The 14,795-nt window shown below is 65.2% G+C and carries 12 protein-coding genes and 1 tRNA gene; 8 read left to right on the plus strand and 5 right to left on the minus strand.

Features of this window, described 5'->3' with window-relative positions; genetic code table 11:
- The first annotated feature begins 153 nt into the window (after positions 1-153).
- Positions 154-468, plus strand: a complete 315-nt coding sequence (locus ACFQX9_RS25825; protein WP_085353352.1) for an HU family DNA-binding protein — start codon at positions 154-156, stop codon at positions 466-468.
- A 102-nt stretch (positions 469-570) separates the two neighbouring features.
- A complete protein-coding gene (pepT, locus tag ACFQX9_RS25830; protein WP_204511352.1) occupies positions 571-1,821 on the plus strand; it encodes a peptidase T in 1,251 nt (416 codons plus the stop codon).
- Between the two features lie 55 nt (positions 1,822-1,876).
- Here pepT and ACFQX9_RS25835 read toward each other — a convergent pair whose 3' ends face one another.
- The gene (locus ACFQX9_RS25835; protein ID WP_377791015.1) at positions 1,877-2,770 is read right to left on the minus strand and encodes a hypothetical protein; all 894 of its coding nucleotides are present in this window, start codon (positions 2,768-2,770) and stop codon (positions 1,877-1,879) included.
- Positions 2,771-3,123: 353 nt separating this feature from the next.
- Here ACFQX9_RS25835 and ACFQX9_RS25840 point away from each other — a divergent pair, with 353 nt between their 5' ends.
- The 6 genes from ACFQX9_RS25840 (at position 3,124) to ACFQX9_RS25865 (ending at position 10,324) form a co-directional block, all read left to right on the plus strand.
- Positions 3,124-3,348, plus strand: coding sequence for a hypothetical protein (locus ACFQX9_RS25840; RefSeq protein WP_018455102.1), 225 nt, complete (start codon positions 3,124-3,126; stop codon positions 3,346-3,348).
- A gap of 120 nt (positions 3,349-3,468) precedes the next feature.
- The gene (locus ACFQX9_RS25845) at positions 3,469-3,831 is read left to right on the plus strand and encodes a hypothetical protein (RefSeq protein WP_085353356.1); all 363 of its coding nucleotides are present in this window, start codon (positions 3,469-3,471) and stop codon (positions 3,829-3,831) included.
- A 56-nt stretch (positions 3,832-3,887) separates the two neighbouring features.
- Entirely contained in the window at positions 3,888-5,162 is a 1,275-nt protein-coding gene (gene ihpA, locus ACFQX9_RS25850) for a divalent metal ion exporter subunit IhpA (protein ID WP_085353357.1), read from the plus strand.
- A complete protein-coding gene (ihpB, locus tag ACFQX9_RS25855; RefSeq protein WP_377791016.1) occupies positions 5,159-6,148 on the plus strand; it encodes a divalent metal ion exporter adaptor subunit IhpB in 990 nt (329 codons plus the stop codon). Before ihpA ends, ihpB begins: the two co-directional genes overlap by 4 nt.
- On the plus strand, positions 6,141-9,359 hold the full coding sequence (locus tag ACFQX9_RS25860) for an efflux RND transporter permease subunit (protein ID WP_377791017.1): 3,219 nt from the start codon (positions 6,141-6,143) through the stop codon (positions 9,357-9,359). The genes ihpB and ACFQX9_RS25860 overlap by 8 nt, the downstream gene beginning before the upstream one ends.
- A gap of 2 nt (positions 9,360-9,361) precedes the next feature.
- Positions 9,362-10,324 (plus strand): cation diffusion facilitator family transporter, encoded by a 963-nt coding sequence (locus tag ACFQX9_RS25865; RefSeq protein ID WP_377791018.1) that lies wholly within the window; start codon positions 9,362-9,364, stop codon positions 10,322-10,324.
- A gap of 127 nt (positions 10,325-10,451) precedes the next feature.
- On the opposite strand, the gene ACFQX9_RS25870 is transcribed toward ACFQX9_RS25865, so the two are convergent.
- The 4 genes from ACFQX9_RS25870 to lon all read right to left on the minus strand — a co-directional run bounded on the left by ACFQX9_RS25870 (position 10,452) and on the right by lon (position 14,496).
- Positions 10,452-11,312 (minus strand): class I SAM-dependent methyltransferase, encoded by an 861-nt coding sequence (locus ACFQX9_RS25870; RefSeq protein ID WP_085353363.1) that lies wholly within the window; start codon positions 11,310-11,312, stop codon positions 10,452-10,454.
- Between the two features lie 128 nt (positions 11,313-11,440).
- Positions 11,441-11,517, minus strand: a tRNA-Val gene (locus ACFQX9_RS25875).
- A 63-nt stretch (positions 11,518-11,580) separates the two neighbouring features.
- A complete protein-coding gene (locus tag ACFQX9_RS25880) occupies positions 11,581-11,985 on the minus strand; it encodes a GFA family protein (protein ID WP_018455108.1) in 405 nt (134 codons plus the stop codon).
- Between the two features lie 87 nt (positions 11,986-12,072).
- Positions 12,073-14,496: an endopeptidase La gene (gene lon, locus ACFQX9_RS25885; protein ID WP_018455109.1), complete on the minus strand. Its 2,424-nt coding sequence runs from the start codon at positions 14,494-14,496 to the stop codon at positions 12,073-12,075.
- Positions 14,497-14,795 lie beyond the last annotated feature (299 nt).

Here is a 14,795-nt window from a genome sequence, read left to right on the forward strand (position 1 = left end):
CGCCTTTCGCGGCTGTGACGGCGATTGCCGGCATCCGTCGAGAACTTGCGCCATAGTCAGCCGAAGCCCGAATCGTCTAGGCCTTCCAGGACTTGGAGGGATCCCCACCCTTTACCGCCTTTTCCGGGGCCCCTGTGATTGAGGAGGCCAGATATGGCTAAGAAGGATTCCACGAAGAAGGCTGCCGCGCCCGCCACCATCACGCTCAAGCACCTCGCCGCCGACATTGCGGAGAGCCAGGACCTGTCGAAGAAGCGCGCCGAGGCCGTTCTGACCGACATGGTCGAACTCATCACCAAGCACCTGAAGAAGGGCGACCGCGTCCGCATCGTCGGCCTTGGCATCCTCCAGGTCCGCAAGCGCGCCGCCCGCACCGGCCGCAATCCCGCCACGGGCGAGCCGATCCACATCAAAGCCACCAAGAAGGTCGCCTTCCGCCCCGTCAAGGAACTAAAAGAGGCGATCTGACCACTCACGTTTCGTTAAGCCTGATCAGCCTCCTCCGGCCTCACCGCACCCTGCTTTTCTGGTATACCGCCTCTCTCCCCTGACCCGGCGGTTTGACCAGAAATGTCCTCCCTCACCTTTTCGCATACCGTGACCGAGCGCTTCCTGCGCTACGTCACCATCGACACCCAATCCGATCCGGAATCCCCGGCCTCGCCATCGACCGAGAAACAGAAAGATCTCGGCCGTGTGCTCGCCGCCGAGCTCAGGGAGATGGGCGTCGAGGACGCTCATCTCGATGATTACGGCTACGTCTATGGAACGATCCCGGCGAACACGACCAAGAAGGTGCCCGTGATCTGCTTCTGCTCGCACATGGACACTTCGCCCGACGTCACCGGCAACGACGTCAAGCCGCAGATGGTGAAGAACTATCGCGGCGGCGACATCACGCTGCCGGGCGATACCAGCCAGGTGATCCGCTTCGCCGAGCATCCGGCGCTGAAGAACCAGATCGGCAACGACATCATCACCACCGACGGCACCACGCTGCTCGGTGCCGACAACAAGGCCGGCGTGGCTGAGATCATGGATGCCGCGCATTTCTTCATCAACAACCCGCAAGTGAAGCACGGCACCATCAAGATCCTGTTCACGCCGGACGAGGAGATCGGCCGCGGCGTCGACAATGTCGACATCAAGAAGCTCGGCGCTGATTTCGGCTACACCATGGACGGCGAGAGCGCGGGTAGCGTCGAGGACGAGACCTTCTCGGCGGACGGCGCCACCATCACCATCAACGGCGTCAGCGCCCATCCCGGCTATGCCAAGGGCAAGATGGAGCACGCCATCAAGATCGCCGCCGCCATCGTCGAGCGCCTGCCCCGGGAAGGCTGCTCGCCCGAGACGACATCAGGCAAGCAGGGTTTTCTGCATCCGATCGGGATCGAGGGTGCGCTGGAGCAGGCTACGCTCTCCTTCATTGTGCGCGACTTCACCGAGGAAGGGCTGAAGGAGAAGGAGATCCTGCTCGAGAACATCGTCAAGGACGTGATGAAGGATTTTCCGCGCTCAACTTACACATTCGAGGTGCGGGAGCAGTACCGCAACATGAAGCAGGTGATCGATCGCCACCCGCACATTCTTGAATACGCCATCGAAGCGATCCGCCGCGCCGGCCTGCGCCCGATGCGCACCGCGATCCGCGGCGGCACCGACGGCTCCCGCCTGTCCTTCATGGGACTGCCCTGCCCCAACATCTTCGCCGGCGAGCACGCATTTCACTCCCGGCTCGAATGGGTCAGCCGGCAGGACATGGAGAAGGCGGTGCAGACGATCGTCCATCTCGCCATGATCTGGGAGGAGAAGGCTTAGGCCTCTCGTCAAAAGGCAATATGGCCGGGATCGCTCCCGGCCATCGTCCTGCACGTTACGGCACCCGCATCGCACGCGGAGAGCGATGGAAGCGGTTGGAGCTCGCCATCCAGTTCGGGAGCGGCGCGCCGTCGCGATGCCGGCCACCGGCAACAGCCGCAGCCCAGGCCACCGCAGCGCCGATCAGGGTTGCTGCCGCAACGGAGAAGGCGACGATGATGGAGTTACGCCGCGCCCGATTGATGGCCGTCCTTGAATCCGCGATCAGCGTGTCGACCCGTCGCTCCGAGTCGGGTGCTGCAAGTCCCGTCAACGCGGCCACCTGCTGCACGAGGTAGGCCCGGTCATCGGTGCTGACGCCGCTGTGGCTCGACGACGTCATCAGGATGCGTCCCGCTTCGGCACGAGGTTCCCTGAGGTCGGTGTTGGGGGGCCGCCGCGCTGCGCGAAACAGCTTATCCAGCTCGTAGCTCAACAGAGGCTCGGCGGCGGAGGTACTGCTCGCCGAACTGCGCATTGGCGAGCGGTCAATCGCAGCTGCGCCGAGCATCGCGAGCAGAGCGGCACCAAGCAGCACGGCGAGCGCCCAGGACATCAGGCCATGCAGCCCGTCCCGCCGTTCGCCCTCGTCTTCGATCGTTGTGACCGCCGGGGCTGGTCGCGTCGTCCGGCCGGCGATATAGCCGCCGAAGCCGAAGCTGATAATCGCCTGGATGATCAGATACAGCCCCGACAGCAAAGCCAGCGCCGCCGATGCATCGCGCCATGTCGGCGAGGCTGAACTGACGCCCAGGCCGACGGCGACTCCAAAGCCGACCAGGATGAACGACATTGCGCCGGCAGCCAAAGCGCCTGCGATCACCGAGCTCCACTGGATGATGCGCCTTTCATCGGCAGCGACGCCGCCGCCTTCCACGATGTCTTCCCGTATGAGAGTTTCCATGGCCATCGCCGCTCTCTCAGCGCAAGCCGAAGAACGACAAGATCGCCATGACCACCACGATCAAGCCGATGAGATAAATCAATCCGTCCATGGTCCGTCCTCCTCAATTTCTCCTCGTCGCTAATCACAATGAACAAGGAACGTTCCAAATTGGACCGAGCCAGCGGGAACGAACCCGCGCGATGCGGATTATCTGTCCAAGTCCCAAGGATGAAGTTTGTGAGCACGAAAGCCTCAGCCGGTAAGTCCCGGCTGGGGCTTTCTTTTTGTGCGCCGGTTCCTGTCCTATGTTAACGACGCCGGCTCTCGGATCATCAAGGATGCGCTCGGGGCGGGAACCTCCGGATCGGGAGAGCCGCGTGGATCGCAGAACCGCGTGCCTTCATCAGGCAGATGCATTCCGGGAAAAGGCGATCGCCGATCCCGAGCACCACGACCAGTGGATCGATGAAGCCATCAAATGGCTGGAACGGGCCATGGAAGCGGGCTGCCGCGCCGTCGTCACGGTCGAAGGCGGCGATATGCCGAACGTTGCACGCGGAGCGGCAGCCGATGCTCGGCTGAGCTTGATCACACGCCAATGAGAAGAGCTGCCGTCTTCGCGAGCGCTGCGGCAATTGTTCCCGGAACGTAACAATGTTGCGGGTCGACACTGTTCCCAACGCCATGCTAGGCCGGGCGCAGACCGCAACCAGAGTGACGTCGTGCTCGCGAACCGCCAGCCCTCAGGATCATGCCGGCCGCGCAACTGGCGCGGGCTGCTGTCTGTGCTGATCGCGGTCGTCTACCTGCTCGCGGGAGCGCTGCATGGCCTGCACGACATCGACGTCACCACGCCCGGTGGCGGCTCGGAGATCAGCGCGGTGCTTGACGGCTCGGCGGATCACAACGACCACAAGGCCATCGGCGGGCATCATTGCCATGGCTGCTTCTCGGTGACGGTGGCGCAGCCGACGCCACCGGCCGGATCGATCGGGCTCGTGTCCGCATCGCGCCCGCAACGCGCACCCCGGCTCGCCGGCATTGTTCCCGACACCGACTCCCCGCCTCCCAAACATATGGCCTGAACGGATTGGTCGGGCGCCACGAGCGTCCATTCGGTTCATCCTCACAGGTCGGTTTCATGTTTTTCAGGGGAATGGCCGCGCGCCTGGCGTGCGCGGCAGCGTGTCTGATTGCCGGATCGGCGCTTGCGCCATCTCACGCCCAGACTCTGACGATGCGGAGCGCGCTTTCGCGCGCGCTGGCCGCGAGCCCGCGGCTGACCGCGGCGGAGCGCGATGTCGGCATCGCCACGGGCCAGCGCATCCAGGCAGGTGCGCTTCTCAATCCGGAACTGACCTACGAACAGGACAATTCGTTCGGGTCCGGCATCTATCGCGGCACACGATCGGCCGAGACCACGCTCCAGATCAGCCAGGCCTTCGAGCTGTTCGGCAAGCGCGACGCGCGGATTGCAGCTGGCGTCGCCGGCATCGAGGTCGCCGCGATCCAGCGCAAAGCCGTCAGGCTGGAGGTGCTGTCGGAGACCGCAATCGCCTTCCTCAGCGTGCTCGGCGCACAGCGGCGCATCCAGATCCTCGACGAGCAGATCACCGCCATCGACCGGCTGACGCCGCTTTTGCGCCGACGCGTCGAGGCCGGCGCCTCCTCGCCGGCCGAGACCGGCCGTGCGGAGGTGGCGTCCGCACTGGTGAAGGCCGACCGCGAGCGCTTCAAGGCGACGCTGGCCAGCGCCCGGCGCGAGCTTGCGGTCCTGATGGGCGACGCGGCACCGAAATTCGGCGAGGTCTCCGGCCGGCTCGACACCATGGGACGGCCCCCGACATTCCAGTCGGTCGTCGCCGCGATCGATGCCAATCCGCAGCTGGTGCGCTGGACCGCGATCTATGCCCAGCGCAACGCCGAGCTGTTGCTGGCGCGGCTGCGGCCCTATCCCGACGTGCGGATCGCCGCCGGCTGGCGCCATTTCAACGAGACCAACGACGACGCGGCGCGCCTCACCGTCTCGGTGCCGATCCCCGTGTTCGACCAGAACCAGGGCAATATCCTTTCGGCCCAGGAAAGCCTCGCCAAGACCAAGGCCGAGCGCGAGGCCAACCGCAACACGCTGATCGTGGTCGCCGGCCGCGCCTACGACTCGCTCCAGGGCTCGCTGCGCGAGCTCGCGGTGCTGCGCGAGAGCGCCATTCCCAAGGCCACCGAAGCCTCGGACGCCATCGCGCAAGGCTACGGCCAGGGCCGCTTCAGCCTGCTCGAAGTGCTCGATGCCCAGGCCAGCGTCACCCAGGCGCGGCTGCGCGAGCAGGAGGCGCTGCAGAATTTCCACGCGGGGGTGGCGACCATCGAAGGGCTCGTCGGCAATCCCTTTACGCTGGCGCGGGAGAGCGCACGATGAAGACGTCCTCCACCATCCTCGTCGCATTCGTTGCCGCCGCACTTGGCGTCGCACTTGGCGCTTACGGCTTTTCCCTGCTCGGCCCGGCCAGGGTCGAACATGCCGAACACGCCGCGGACAAGAAGCCGGAGAAGCCGAACGACCATGTCGAGCAGGACGAGCACGGCGCCGACCGGATCCGCATCTCCGACGTCAAGCTCGCCGCCGCAGGCGTGACGCTGGCGGAAGCCGCGAGCGTCACGCTGTCCGACACGCTCGCCTTCAACGGCATCCTGCGCGCCAACCAGGAAGCCGTGGTGCAGGTGACGCCGCGCTTTCCGGGCGTCGCCAAATCGATCCAGAAGCGCATCGGCGACGAGGTCGGCAAGGACGATCTGCTCGCCGCGATCGAGAGCAACCAGAGTCTCACCGTCTACGAGCTCAAGGCGCCGCTTGCCGGCACCGTCATCGAGCGGCAGATTTCGCTCGGCGAATACGCCTCCGAGCAGAAGCCGGCCTTCGTCGTCGCCGACCTCTCCACTATCTGGGTCGATCTGTCGATCTATCGCCAGGATCTGCGGCGCGTTCGTCTCAACGACGAGGTGCTGATCGATCCCGACGACGGCCGCGGCGAGATCAAGGGCACGATCGCCTACATGGCCCCGATCGGCTCGAGCGAGACCCAGACGGCGCTGGCGCGCGTGGTGCTGCCAAATCCGGACGGGCGCTTGCGTCCCGGCCTGTTTGTCACGGCACGGCTGATCCTCGCCGCCCGCAACGTCGCGGTCGCGGTGCGCAAAAGCGCGATCCAGACGCTGGAGAACAGGACTATCGTGTTCGTTCGTGAGGACGGCGACAAGATCGAGGCGCGCCCGGTGGAGCTTGGCGATTCCGACCCGCGCCATGTCGAGATCAAGGCCGGTCTATCGGCCGGCGAGCATTACGTCGCGGAAAACAGCTTCGTCGTGAAGGCGGAGATGGGCAAGGGCGAGGCCGAGCATGATTGAGCGTCTCATCGCGGTCTCGCTGCAGCAGCGCTGGCTGGTCCTGCTGCTCGCGCTCGGCGCCGTCGCTTTCGGAGCGTGGAATTTCCAACGCCTTCCGATCGACGCCGTGCCTGACATCACCAACGTCCAGGTCCAGATCAACACCCGCGCCCCCGGCTATTCGCCGCTGGAAACCGAGCAGCGCATCACCTTCCCGGTCGAGACCGCGATGGGCGGGCTGCCCAAGCTCGACTACACGCGCTCGCTGTCGCGCTACGGCCTGAGTCAGGTGACCGTCGTCTTCAAGGACGGCACCGACATCTATTTTGCCCGCCAGCTCGTCGGCGAACGGATCCAGCAGGTGAAGGACCAGCTTCCGGCCGGCGTCGAGGTCGCGATGGGACCGGTCTCGACCGGGCTCGGCGAAATCTTCATGTACACCGTCGAGGCCAAGGCGGGCGCGAAGACGCAAGGCGGCCACGACTATTCGCTGACCGACTTGCGCACCGTGCAGGACTGGATCATCAAGCCGCAGCTTCGCAACGTGCCGGGGGTGATCGAGGTCAACACCATCGGCGGCTTCGAGCGGCAATTCCATGTGCTCCCCGATCCCGGCAAGCTGATGGCCTACCGGCTCGGCTTTCGCGACGTCATGACGGCGCTCGCCGCCAACAATGCCGATGTCGGCGCCGGCTATATCGAGCGCAACGGCGAGCAATATCTGGTTCGCTCGCCGGGCCAGGTCGGCAATGTCGGCGAAATCAGGGACATCGTCATCGGCTCGCGCGGCGGCAATCCCGTCAGGATCAGGGATATCGCGACCGTCACCGAAGGCCGCGATTTGCGCACGGGAGCCGCAACGCGCGATGGCGAGGAAACCGTGCTCGGCACCGCCATGCTTTTGATCGGCGAGAACAGCCGCACCGTGGCGCGCCGTGTCGCGGCCCGGCTGGAGGATATCGCCAAATCGCTGCCCGACGGCGTCGTGACGCGGACCGTCTACGACCGCACCGATCTGGTCGAAGCCACCATCGGCACCGTCGAGAGCAATCTGCTGGAAGGCGCGGCCCTGGTCGTGGCCGTGCTGTTCCTGATCCTCGGCAACATCCGCGCCGCGCTGGTGGTGGCTTGCGTCATTCCGCTGTCCATGGCCATGACGGTCACCGGCATGGTCGAGGCCAAGGTCAGCGCGAACCTGATGAGCCTGGGTGCAATCGATTTCGGCATCATCGTCGACGGCGCCGTGATCATCGTCGAGAACTGCCTGCGCATGCTGGCCGAGGTCCAGCGCGAGAAAGGCGGCCTGCTCACGATCTCCGAACGGCTGCGCGCGATCCGGAGTGGGTCGAGCGAGGTGATCAAGCCGAGCCTGTTCGGAACGCTGATCATCGCAGTGGTCTACCTGCCGGTGCTGACGCTGACCGGCGTCGAGGGCAAGATGTTCACGCCGATGGCCCTGACGGTGCTGATGGCGCTGGGTGCCGCGGTGCTGTTCTCCATCACCTTCGTGCCGGCGGCGGTTGCCATCTTCGTCACCGGCAAGGTGTCCGAACACGAAAACCTGTTCATGCGGCTGGCGAAGCGCGCCTATCTCCCCGTGCTCCGGCTGGCGATCGACCATCGCCTCGGCGTCGCAATCATGGCCGCCATCATCGTGGTCGCAAGCTGCGTTGCCGCCGCGCGCATGGGCGGCGAGTTCATCCCGAGCCTGGACGAAGGCGACGTCGCGCTGGCCTCGATCCGGATTCCCGGCACCAGCCTGACCCAGTCGCTGGACCTGCAAAAGGCGCTGGAAAAGCGCATCAAGCAGATTCCGGAGGTGAAGGCGTTCTTCACCCGCATCGGCACCGCGGAGATCGCAACCGATCCGATGTCGCCGGCACAGACCGACGGCTACATCATGCTGAAGCCGCGCGCCGAATGGCCCGACCCTGGCAGGTCCAAGGCCGAGGTGATCGAGGCTATTGCCCGTGCCGCTGACGACATCCCCGGCAGCGCCTATGAAATCTCCCAGCCGATCCAGTTCCGCGTCAACGAGTTGATCTCCGGCGTGCGAAGCGACGTCGGCGTCAAGATCTTCGGCGACGACCTCGACATCCTGCAAGGCGCGGCAAAACAGGTCGAAGCCGCGATCCGCGGCATCCGCGGGGCCAGCGACGTCAAGATCGAGCAGGTCTCGGGCCTGCCGATCCTCACCGTCCGCCTCGACCGCCAGGCGCTCGCCCGGTATGGGCTCAGCATCAGCGAGGTGCAGGGCATCGTCGAGATCGCGGTCGGCGGCAAGTCGGCCGGCAAGCTGTTCGAGGGCGACCGCCGCTTCGACATCGTCGTGCGCCTGCCGGAACATCTGCGCGGCGATCTCGAGGCCATCCGGGCGATCCCGATCCCGCTGCCGCCGGGTGAGGAAGCAGCAATCGGCGCGCCAATCCGGACCGCATTGCCCGCCCCTCCCCTTGCCCAGATGCGCTATGTGCCGCTGTCGTCGGTCGCAACCGTCGAAGCGACGCCTGGCCCGAACCAGATCAGCCGCGAGAACGGCAAGCGGCGCATTGTGGTCACCGCCAATGTCCGCGCGCGCGATCTCGGCTCCTTCGTCACCGAGGCCGAGGCAGCCGTCGCGGAGAAGGTCAAGCTGCCGCCGGGCTACTGGATCGGCTGGGGCGGACAGTTCGAGCAATTGGTCTCCGCCACCAAGCGGCTGACGCTCGTGGTGCCGTTGGCGCTGCTGCTGGTCTTCCTGCTGCTGTTCATGGGCATGGGATCGGCGGCTGATGCGGCGCTCGTGTTCTCCGGCGTGCCGCTGGCACTGACCGGCGGCGTCATGGCGCTGCTGCTGCGCGGTATTCCGCTGTCCATCAGCGCCGGCGTCGGCTTCATCGCACTGTCGGGCGTCGCTGTCCTCAACGGGCTCGTCATCATCGCCTTCATCGAGCGGCTGCGCAGCGAGGGCCAACCCGTTACCGACGCGGTGCGCGAGGGCGCGCTGACACGCCTGCGTCCGGTGCTGATGACGGCGCTGGTCGCGTCCCTCGGCTTCGTGCCGATGGCTCTTGCCACCGGGGCCGGCGCCGAGGTGCAGCGGCCGCTCGCGACTGTGGTGATCGGCGGTATCATCTCCTCAACCGTGCTGACGCTGCTGGTGCTGCCGGCGCTCTACGTGCTGTTCCGCCGTGACGGGGCTGCCGAAACGCCTACAATGGCGCCTGATTTGGCAGCGTCCAGGGAGCGATAGAGGTGGGCAGCCACGACCATCACGGCCATCATCACGATGATCATAGCCACGGCCATAATCACGATCATGGTGGCCACGCCCATGCCCATGCGCCCGCCAGTTTCGGCAAGGCGTTCGCAATCGGCATCTCACTCAACACCGCGCTGGTCGCGGCGGAGGCCGTCTATGGCTATATCGGCAACTCCACGGCTCTGCTTGCGGATGCCGGCCATAATCTTAGCGACGTGCTCGGCCTGGTCGTGGCCTGGTGCGCGTCGATCGCGGCGCGGCGCGCGCCCAGCGGCCGCTTCACCTATGGCCTGCGCGCCTCCACCATCCTGGCGGCGCTGGCGAACGCGGTGTTCCTGCTGGTCGCAACCGGCGCGATCGGCTGGGAAGCGATTTTGCGCCTGCGGGAGCCGGAGCCGGTCGCCGGCATCACCGTGATGGTGGTCGCCGGCATCGGCATCCTCATCAACGGTTTTACCGCCATGTTGTTCGCGCGCGGTCGCAAGGACGACATCAACATCGAAGGCGCCTATCTGCACATGGCGGCCGACGCCGCGGTCTCGCTCGGCGTCGTCATCTCGGCGGCGCTGATCATCTGGACCGGCTGGCTCTGGCTCGATCCCGTCACCAGCCTCGTCATCTGCGCCACCATCCTCTGGAGCACCACCAGCCTGCTCCGTGGCTCCATCGACATGTCGATGGCGGCGGCGCCCAGGGGCACCGACATTGCCGCGATCAAGATCCTTCTGCTGGAGCGGCCCGGTGTCACTGCGATCCACGATCTCCACGTCTGGCCGATCTCGACCACCGAGACGGCGCTGACCTGCCACCTTGTCATGCCCACCGGCGCCGGCGATGCCTTCCTGATGGAGACGGCGCAGATGCTGAAGCGCTCCCACCGCATCGGCCACACCACGCTTCAGATCGAGACGCATCCGGACAATGGCTGCGCGCTGGCGCCGGATGACGTGGTGTGAGGTAGTTGCGTTGCTGCGTCCCCATCGTCATTGCGAGGAGCGAAGCGACGAAGCAATCCAGACTGCCTCCGCGGAGAACGGTCTGGATTGCTTCGCTGCGCTCGCAATGATGAGGACAGAGCGACGCCTACGCCGCCTTCGCCGTCACGATCCAGATCGCGCCCTGGAGCGCCACGCTCTGACCCTTCAGGAACGGCGCGAGCGTCTCGCGGATCGAGGCTTTTGCCGCGGCATAGGTCTCCGGCGGATGCCCTTGCAGCGCGCGGCTCGCCGGGCCGATCTGGAGCGAGCCTTCGACCGCGGCATCGAGCCCGCCGCCAATCGCGACGTCCATCGCGAGATTGTGCGGCTCCATCGCGACGTCGACGAAGCCCGCGCCTTTCAGGATGCGCGTCACGCGCTCTTCGGAGGCGAAGGCGAACGGGCCCGGCTCCTCCGGCCCGACCGGCGGCATCTTGGGAACGTGCTTGTAGACCGCCATAAGCGGCGCCATCATCCACGGATTTTCCTTCGGCTCGCGCCAGCAGGCAAACGCCAACCGTCCCGTCGGCTTCAGCGCGCGGCGGAGATTGGTGAAAGACGCGATGGGATCGGCGAAGAACATCACGCCGAACCGCGAGGCCAGCAGGTCAAAGCTCGCCGGCTCGAACGGATGCACCGTCGCATCGGCCAGCACGAAATCGAGCGGCAGGCCTTTTGGCGCAAACGCGCGCGCCTGCGACAGCATCGGCTCGGAGACGTCGAGCCCGAGCGCAAAGCCATCAGGCGCGACAGCCTTCGCGAACGCGAACGTCGTCGCACCGGAGCCACAGCCGATGTCGAGGACGCGCTCGCCCGGCTTCGGCCTGGCGCGGGCGATCAGCACGTCGGCAATGGGTCCCAGCAGGCTCTCCTGCGCCGCATGGCGATCGGCCCAGCGCTGCCCGCTGGGGCCATTCCAGTAGGCGATCTGATCGGCGTTCTGCTCGTGTCCGCTTGGTTGTTGCATCAGGGCCTCTGTGGCTCGGTATCGCCCGCCTGCGCCTATCGGCTTCGGCGCGGCAGCCTTCGTTCGCTTCGCGCCAATAACGTGTGAGGCTGGCTCGCCGAGCCGAAGCTCGCGAAGCGAGCAAAGGCTGGTGGGCGGTGAGAGATTCGAACTCCCGACCCTCTCGGTGTAAACGAGATGCTCTAACCAGCTGAGCTAACCGCCCCTCGCCGCTTCTTTATCCCTACCGGCCCCGAACGGGCAAGCGCGGAACGCCAATTCCAGGGCCTCAATCCTGTGGCCGGCCCGGCAGCAGCGGCACCGCGTCGATCCACACCGCCGCCGACTGGCACCAGATCTGCCTGACGGGCCGCAATTTGTCGCGCTGGCGGATGCTGCCCCAGCGGATGCCCCAATCGTCCTCCTGGTCGCCGTCGCCGCTCGTGAACAGCGGGGAACCGCAGTCGGCGCAAAAGTGCTGGAAGCGCATCCGGCCGTTGTCGCCGCGCTTGCCGTAGATCCTGGGCGTGCCGGCAGTCAGGCGGACTTCGGCGCCCGAACAGACGGCCGTCACCCGGAAGGGCGAGCCGGTCAGTGTCTGGCAATCGGTGCAGTGGCAGACCGACACCGTCTCCGGGTCGATCTCGGCTTCAAAGGTAATCTCGCCGCAATGGCATTGCCCGTCGATGTGCATTGTCGTCATCCGCTGCCCAAAACAAAATGCCCCACAAAAAAACGGCGCCCGAAGGCGCCGTTTTATCATCTTTTTCGAGCTGCGATCTCAGTGAGCGGTCAGGCCGCCGGCGGCTTCGTCGCCGTCCGGCTTCACCGTCACCTTGGTGTCCTCTTCCCAGACGATCGGCACTGGCTTCTTGACCAGCGCCTTGGCGACGACGTCGTCGAGGCGCGAGACCGGGATGATCTCCATGCCGCCCTTGATCGCATCGGAAATCTCCGTGAGATCCTTGGCGTTGTCCTCAGGAATCAGCACCGTCTTGATGCCGCCGCGGGCAGCAGCCAGCAGCTTCTCCTTCAGGCCGCCGATCGGCAGCACGCGGCCGCGCAGCGTGATTTCGCCGGTCATCGCGACATCGTGGCGGACCGGGATGCCGGTCATGACCGAGATGATCGCGGTGGCCATCGCTACGCCCGCCGACGGACCGTCCTTCGGCGTCGCGCCTTCCGGCACGTGCACGTGGATGTCGCGCCGGTCGAACAGCGGCGGCTCGATGCCGTAGACGATCGCGCGCGAGCGGACATAGGACGCCGCCGCCGAGATCGATTCCTTCATCACGTCACGCAGATTGCCCGTGACCGTCATCTTGCCCTTGCCGGGCATCATGACGCCTTCGATCGTCAGCAACTCGCCGCCGACATCGGTCCAGGCAAGGCCGGTGACGATGCCGACCTGCGGCTCGCTCTCGATCTCACCGTAGCGGTACTTCGGCACGCCCAGAAGCTCTTCGAGAGTCTTCTCGGTGATCTTGACCGACTTCTTCTTGGAGATCATCAGCTCCTTCACCGCCTTGCGGGCGAGTGTGGAGAGCTCACGCTCCAAATTGCGCACGCCCGCTTCGCGGGTGTAGCGGCGGATCAGAAGCAGCAGCGCGTCGTCGTCGATCGAGAACTCCTTGGAGTCCAGGCCGTGCTTGGACACCGCGGTCGGGATCAAGTGCTTGCGCGCGATCTCGACCTTCTCGTTCTCGGTGTAGCCCGCGATCCGGATGATCTCCATGCGGTCCATCAGCGGTCCCGGAATATTGAGCGTATTCGCGGTCGTGATGAACATCACGTTGGACAGATCGTAGTCGACCTCGAGATAGTGGTCGTTGAAGGTCGCGTTCTGCTCGGGGTCGAGGACCTCGAGCAGCGCCGAGGACGGATCGCCGCGGAAATCGGCGCCCATCTTGTCGATCTCGTCCAGCAGGAACAGCGGATTGGACGACTTCGCCTTCCGCATCGACTGGATGATCTTGCCGGGCATCGAGCCGATATAGGTGCGGCGGTGCCCGCGGATCTCGGCCTCGTCGCGCACGCCACCGAGCGAGACGCGCACGAATTCACGCCCCGTCGCCTTCGCGATCGACTTGCCGAGCGAGGTCTTGCCGACGCCGGGAGGGCCGACGAGGCACAGGATCGGGCCCGTCAGCTTGTTGGCGCGCGACTGTACGGCGAGATACTCGACGATGCGGTCCTTGACCTTCTCCAGCCCGTAGTGATCCGCATCCAGAACCGCCTGCGCGGCTTCCAGATCCTTCTTCACCTTGGACTTCTTGTTCCACGGAATCGACAGCAGCCAATCCAGATAGTTGCGCACGACGGTCGCTTCCGCGGACATCGGCGACATCTGGCGCAGCTTCTTCAATTCATGCTGCGCCTTCTCGCGCGCTTCCTTGGAGAGCTTGGTCTTGGAGATCTTCTCTTCGAGATCGGCGAGCTCGTCGCGACCGTCGTCGTCGCCGAGCTCCTTCTGGATCGCCTTCATCTGCTCGTTGAGATAGTACTCGCGCTGGGTCTTCTCCATCTGGCGCTTGACGCGCGAGCGGATGCGCTTCTCGACCTGGAGCACCGAGATCTCGCTCTCCATCAGGCCCAGCACCTTCTCCAGGCGCTGCGTGACCGACAGCGTCTCCAGGATGCCCTGGCGATCCGCGATCTTGACGGCGAGATGCGAGGCGACGGTGTCGGCGAGCTTGGCAAAATCGGTGATCGCCTGCACGACGCCGACGACCTCGGCCGAGATCTTCTTGTTGAGCTTCACGTAGCTCTCGAAGTCGGACACGACGGAGCGCGCCATGGCCTCCGCCTCGACCGACTTCGCATCGGTATCGGCGAGCGCAATCGCGGTCGCTTCGTAATAGTCGGCGCGATCGGTGTACTTCTGCACGCGCGCCCGCTCGAGCCCTTCGACCAGCACCTTCACAGTGCCGTCGGGAAGCTTCAAAAGCTGGAGCACGCTGGCAAGCGTACCGGTCTCGTAAATGGAATCGGGTGCCGGATCATCGTCGGACGCGTTCTTCTGGGTCGCGAGCATGATCAGCGCGTCGTTCTTCATCACCTCTTCGAGCGCGCGGATCGACTTCTCGCGGCCGACGAAGAGCGGAACGATCATGTGCGGGAAGACGACGATGTCGCGCAGGGGCAGCACGGGATAGGCGTGCGTTTCGCCATGGACGATGGTTGGCCTGGGTTTTGGATTGGTCATGGCCTTTTCCTTTTGCTTTGCCCCCTTGCACGCAGCCCGCCATGCTCATGCGCAACCGCCACAAGGTGCCGAGGTGACCCGCAATACCGATCGCTCCTTTTGAGGTTGGACCGGCTTGCCGAATCGGAACTGAGGCGAATCTTGAAGAGAATTTTTACTCGCCGCCGACATTAGGTGGCTATCGACCCGGGGGGTGTCAAGTCATTGAAAGACGCGCGCCATCAGGCGCTTACGCACGCAAATAAGCGACGCAACACCGGCTGCGGAGATACTTTCCGCAGCCCCTGCTTGAGGAGACG

This window comes from Bradyrhizobium sp. GCM10028915, assembly GCF_042666195.1.
Taxonomy (GTDB): Bacteria; Pseudomonadota; Alphaproteobacteria; order Rhizobiales; family Xanthobacteraceae; genus Bradyrhizobium; species Bradyrhizobium canariense_D.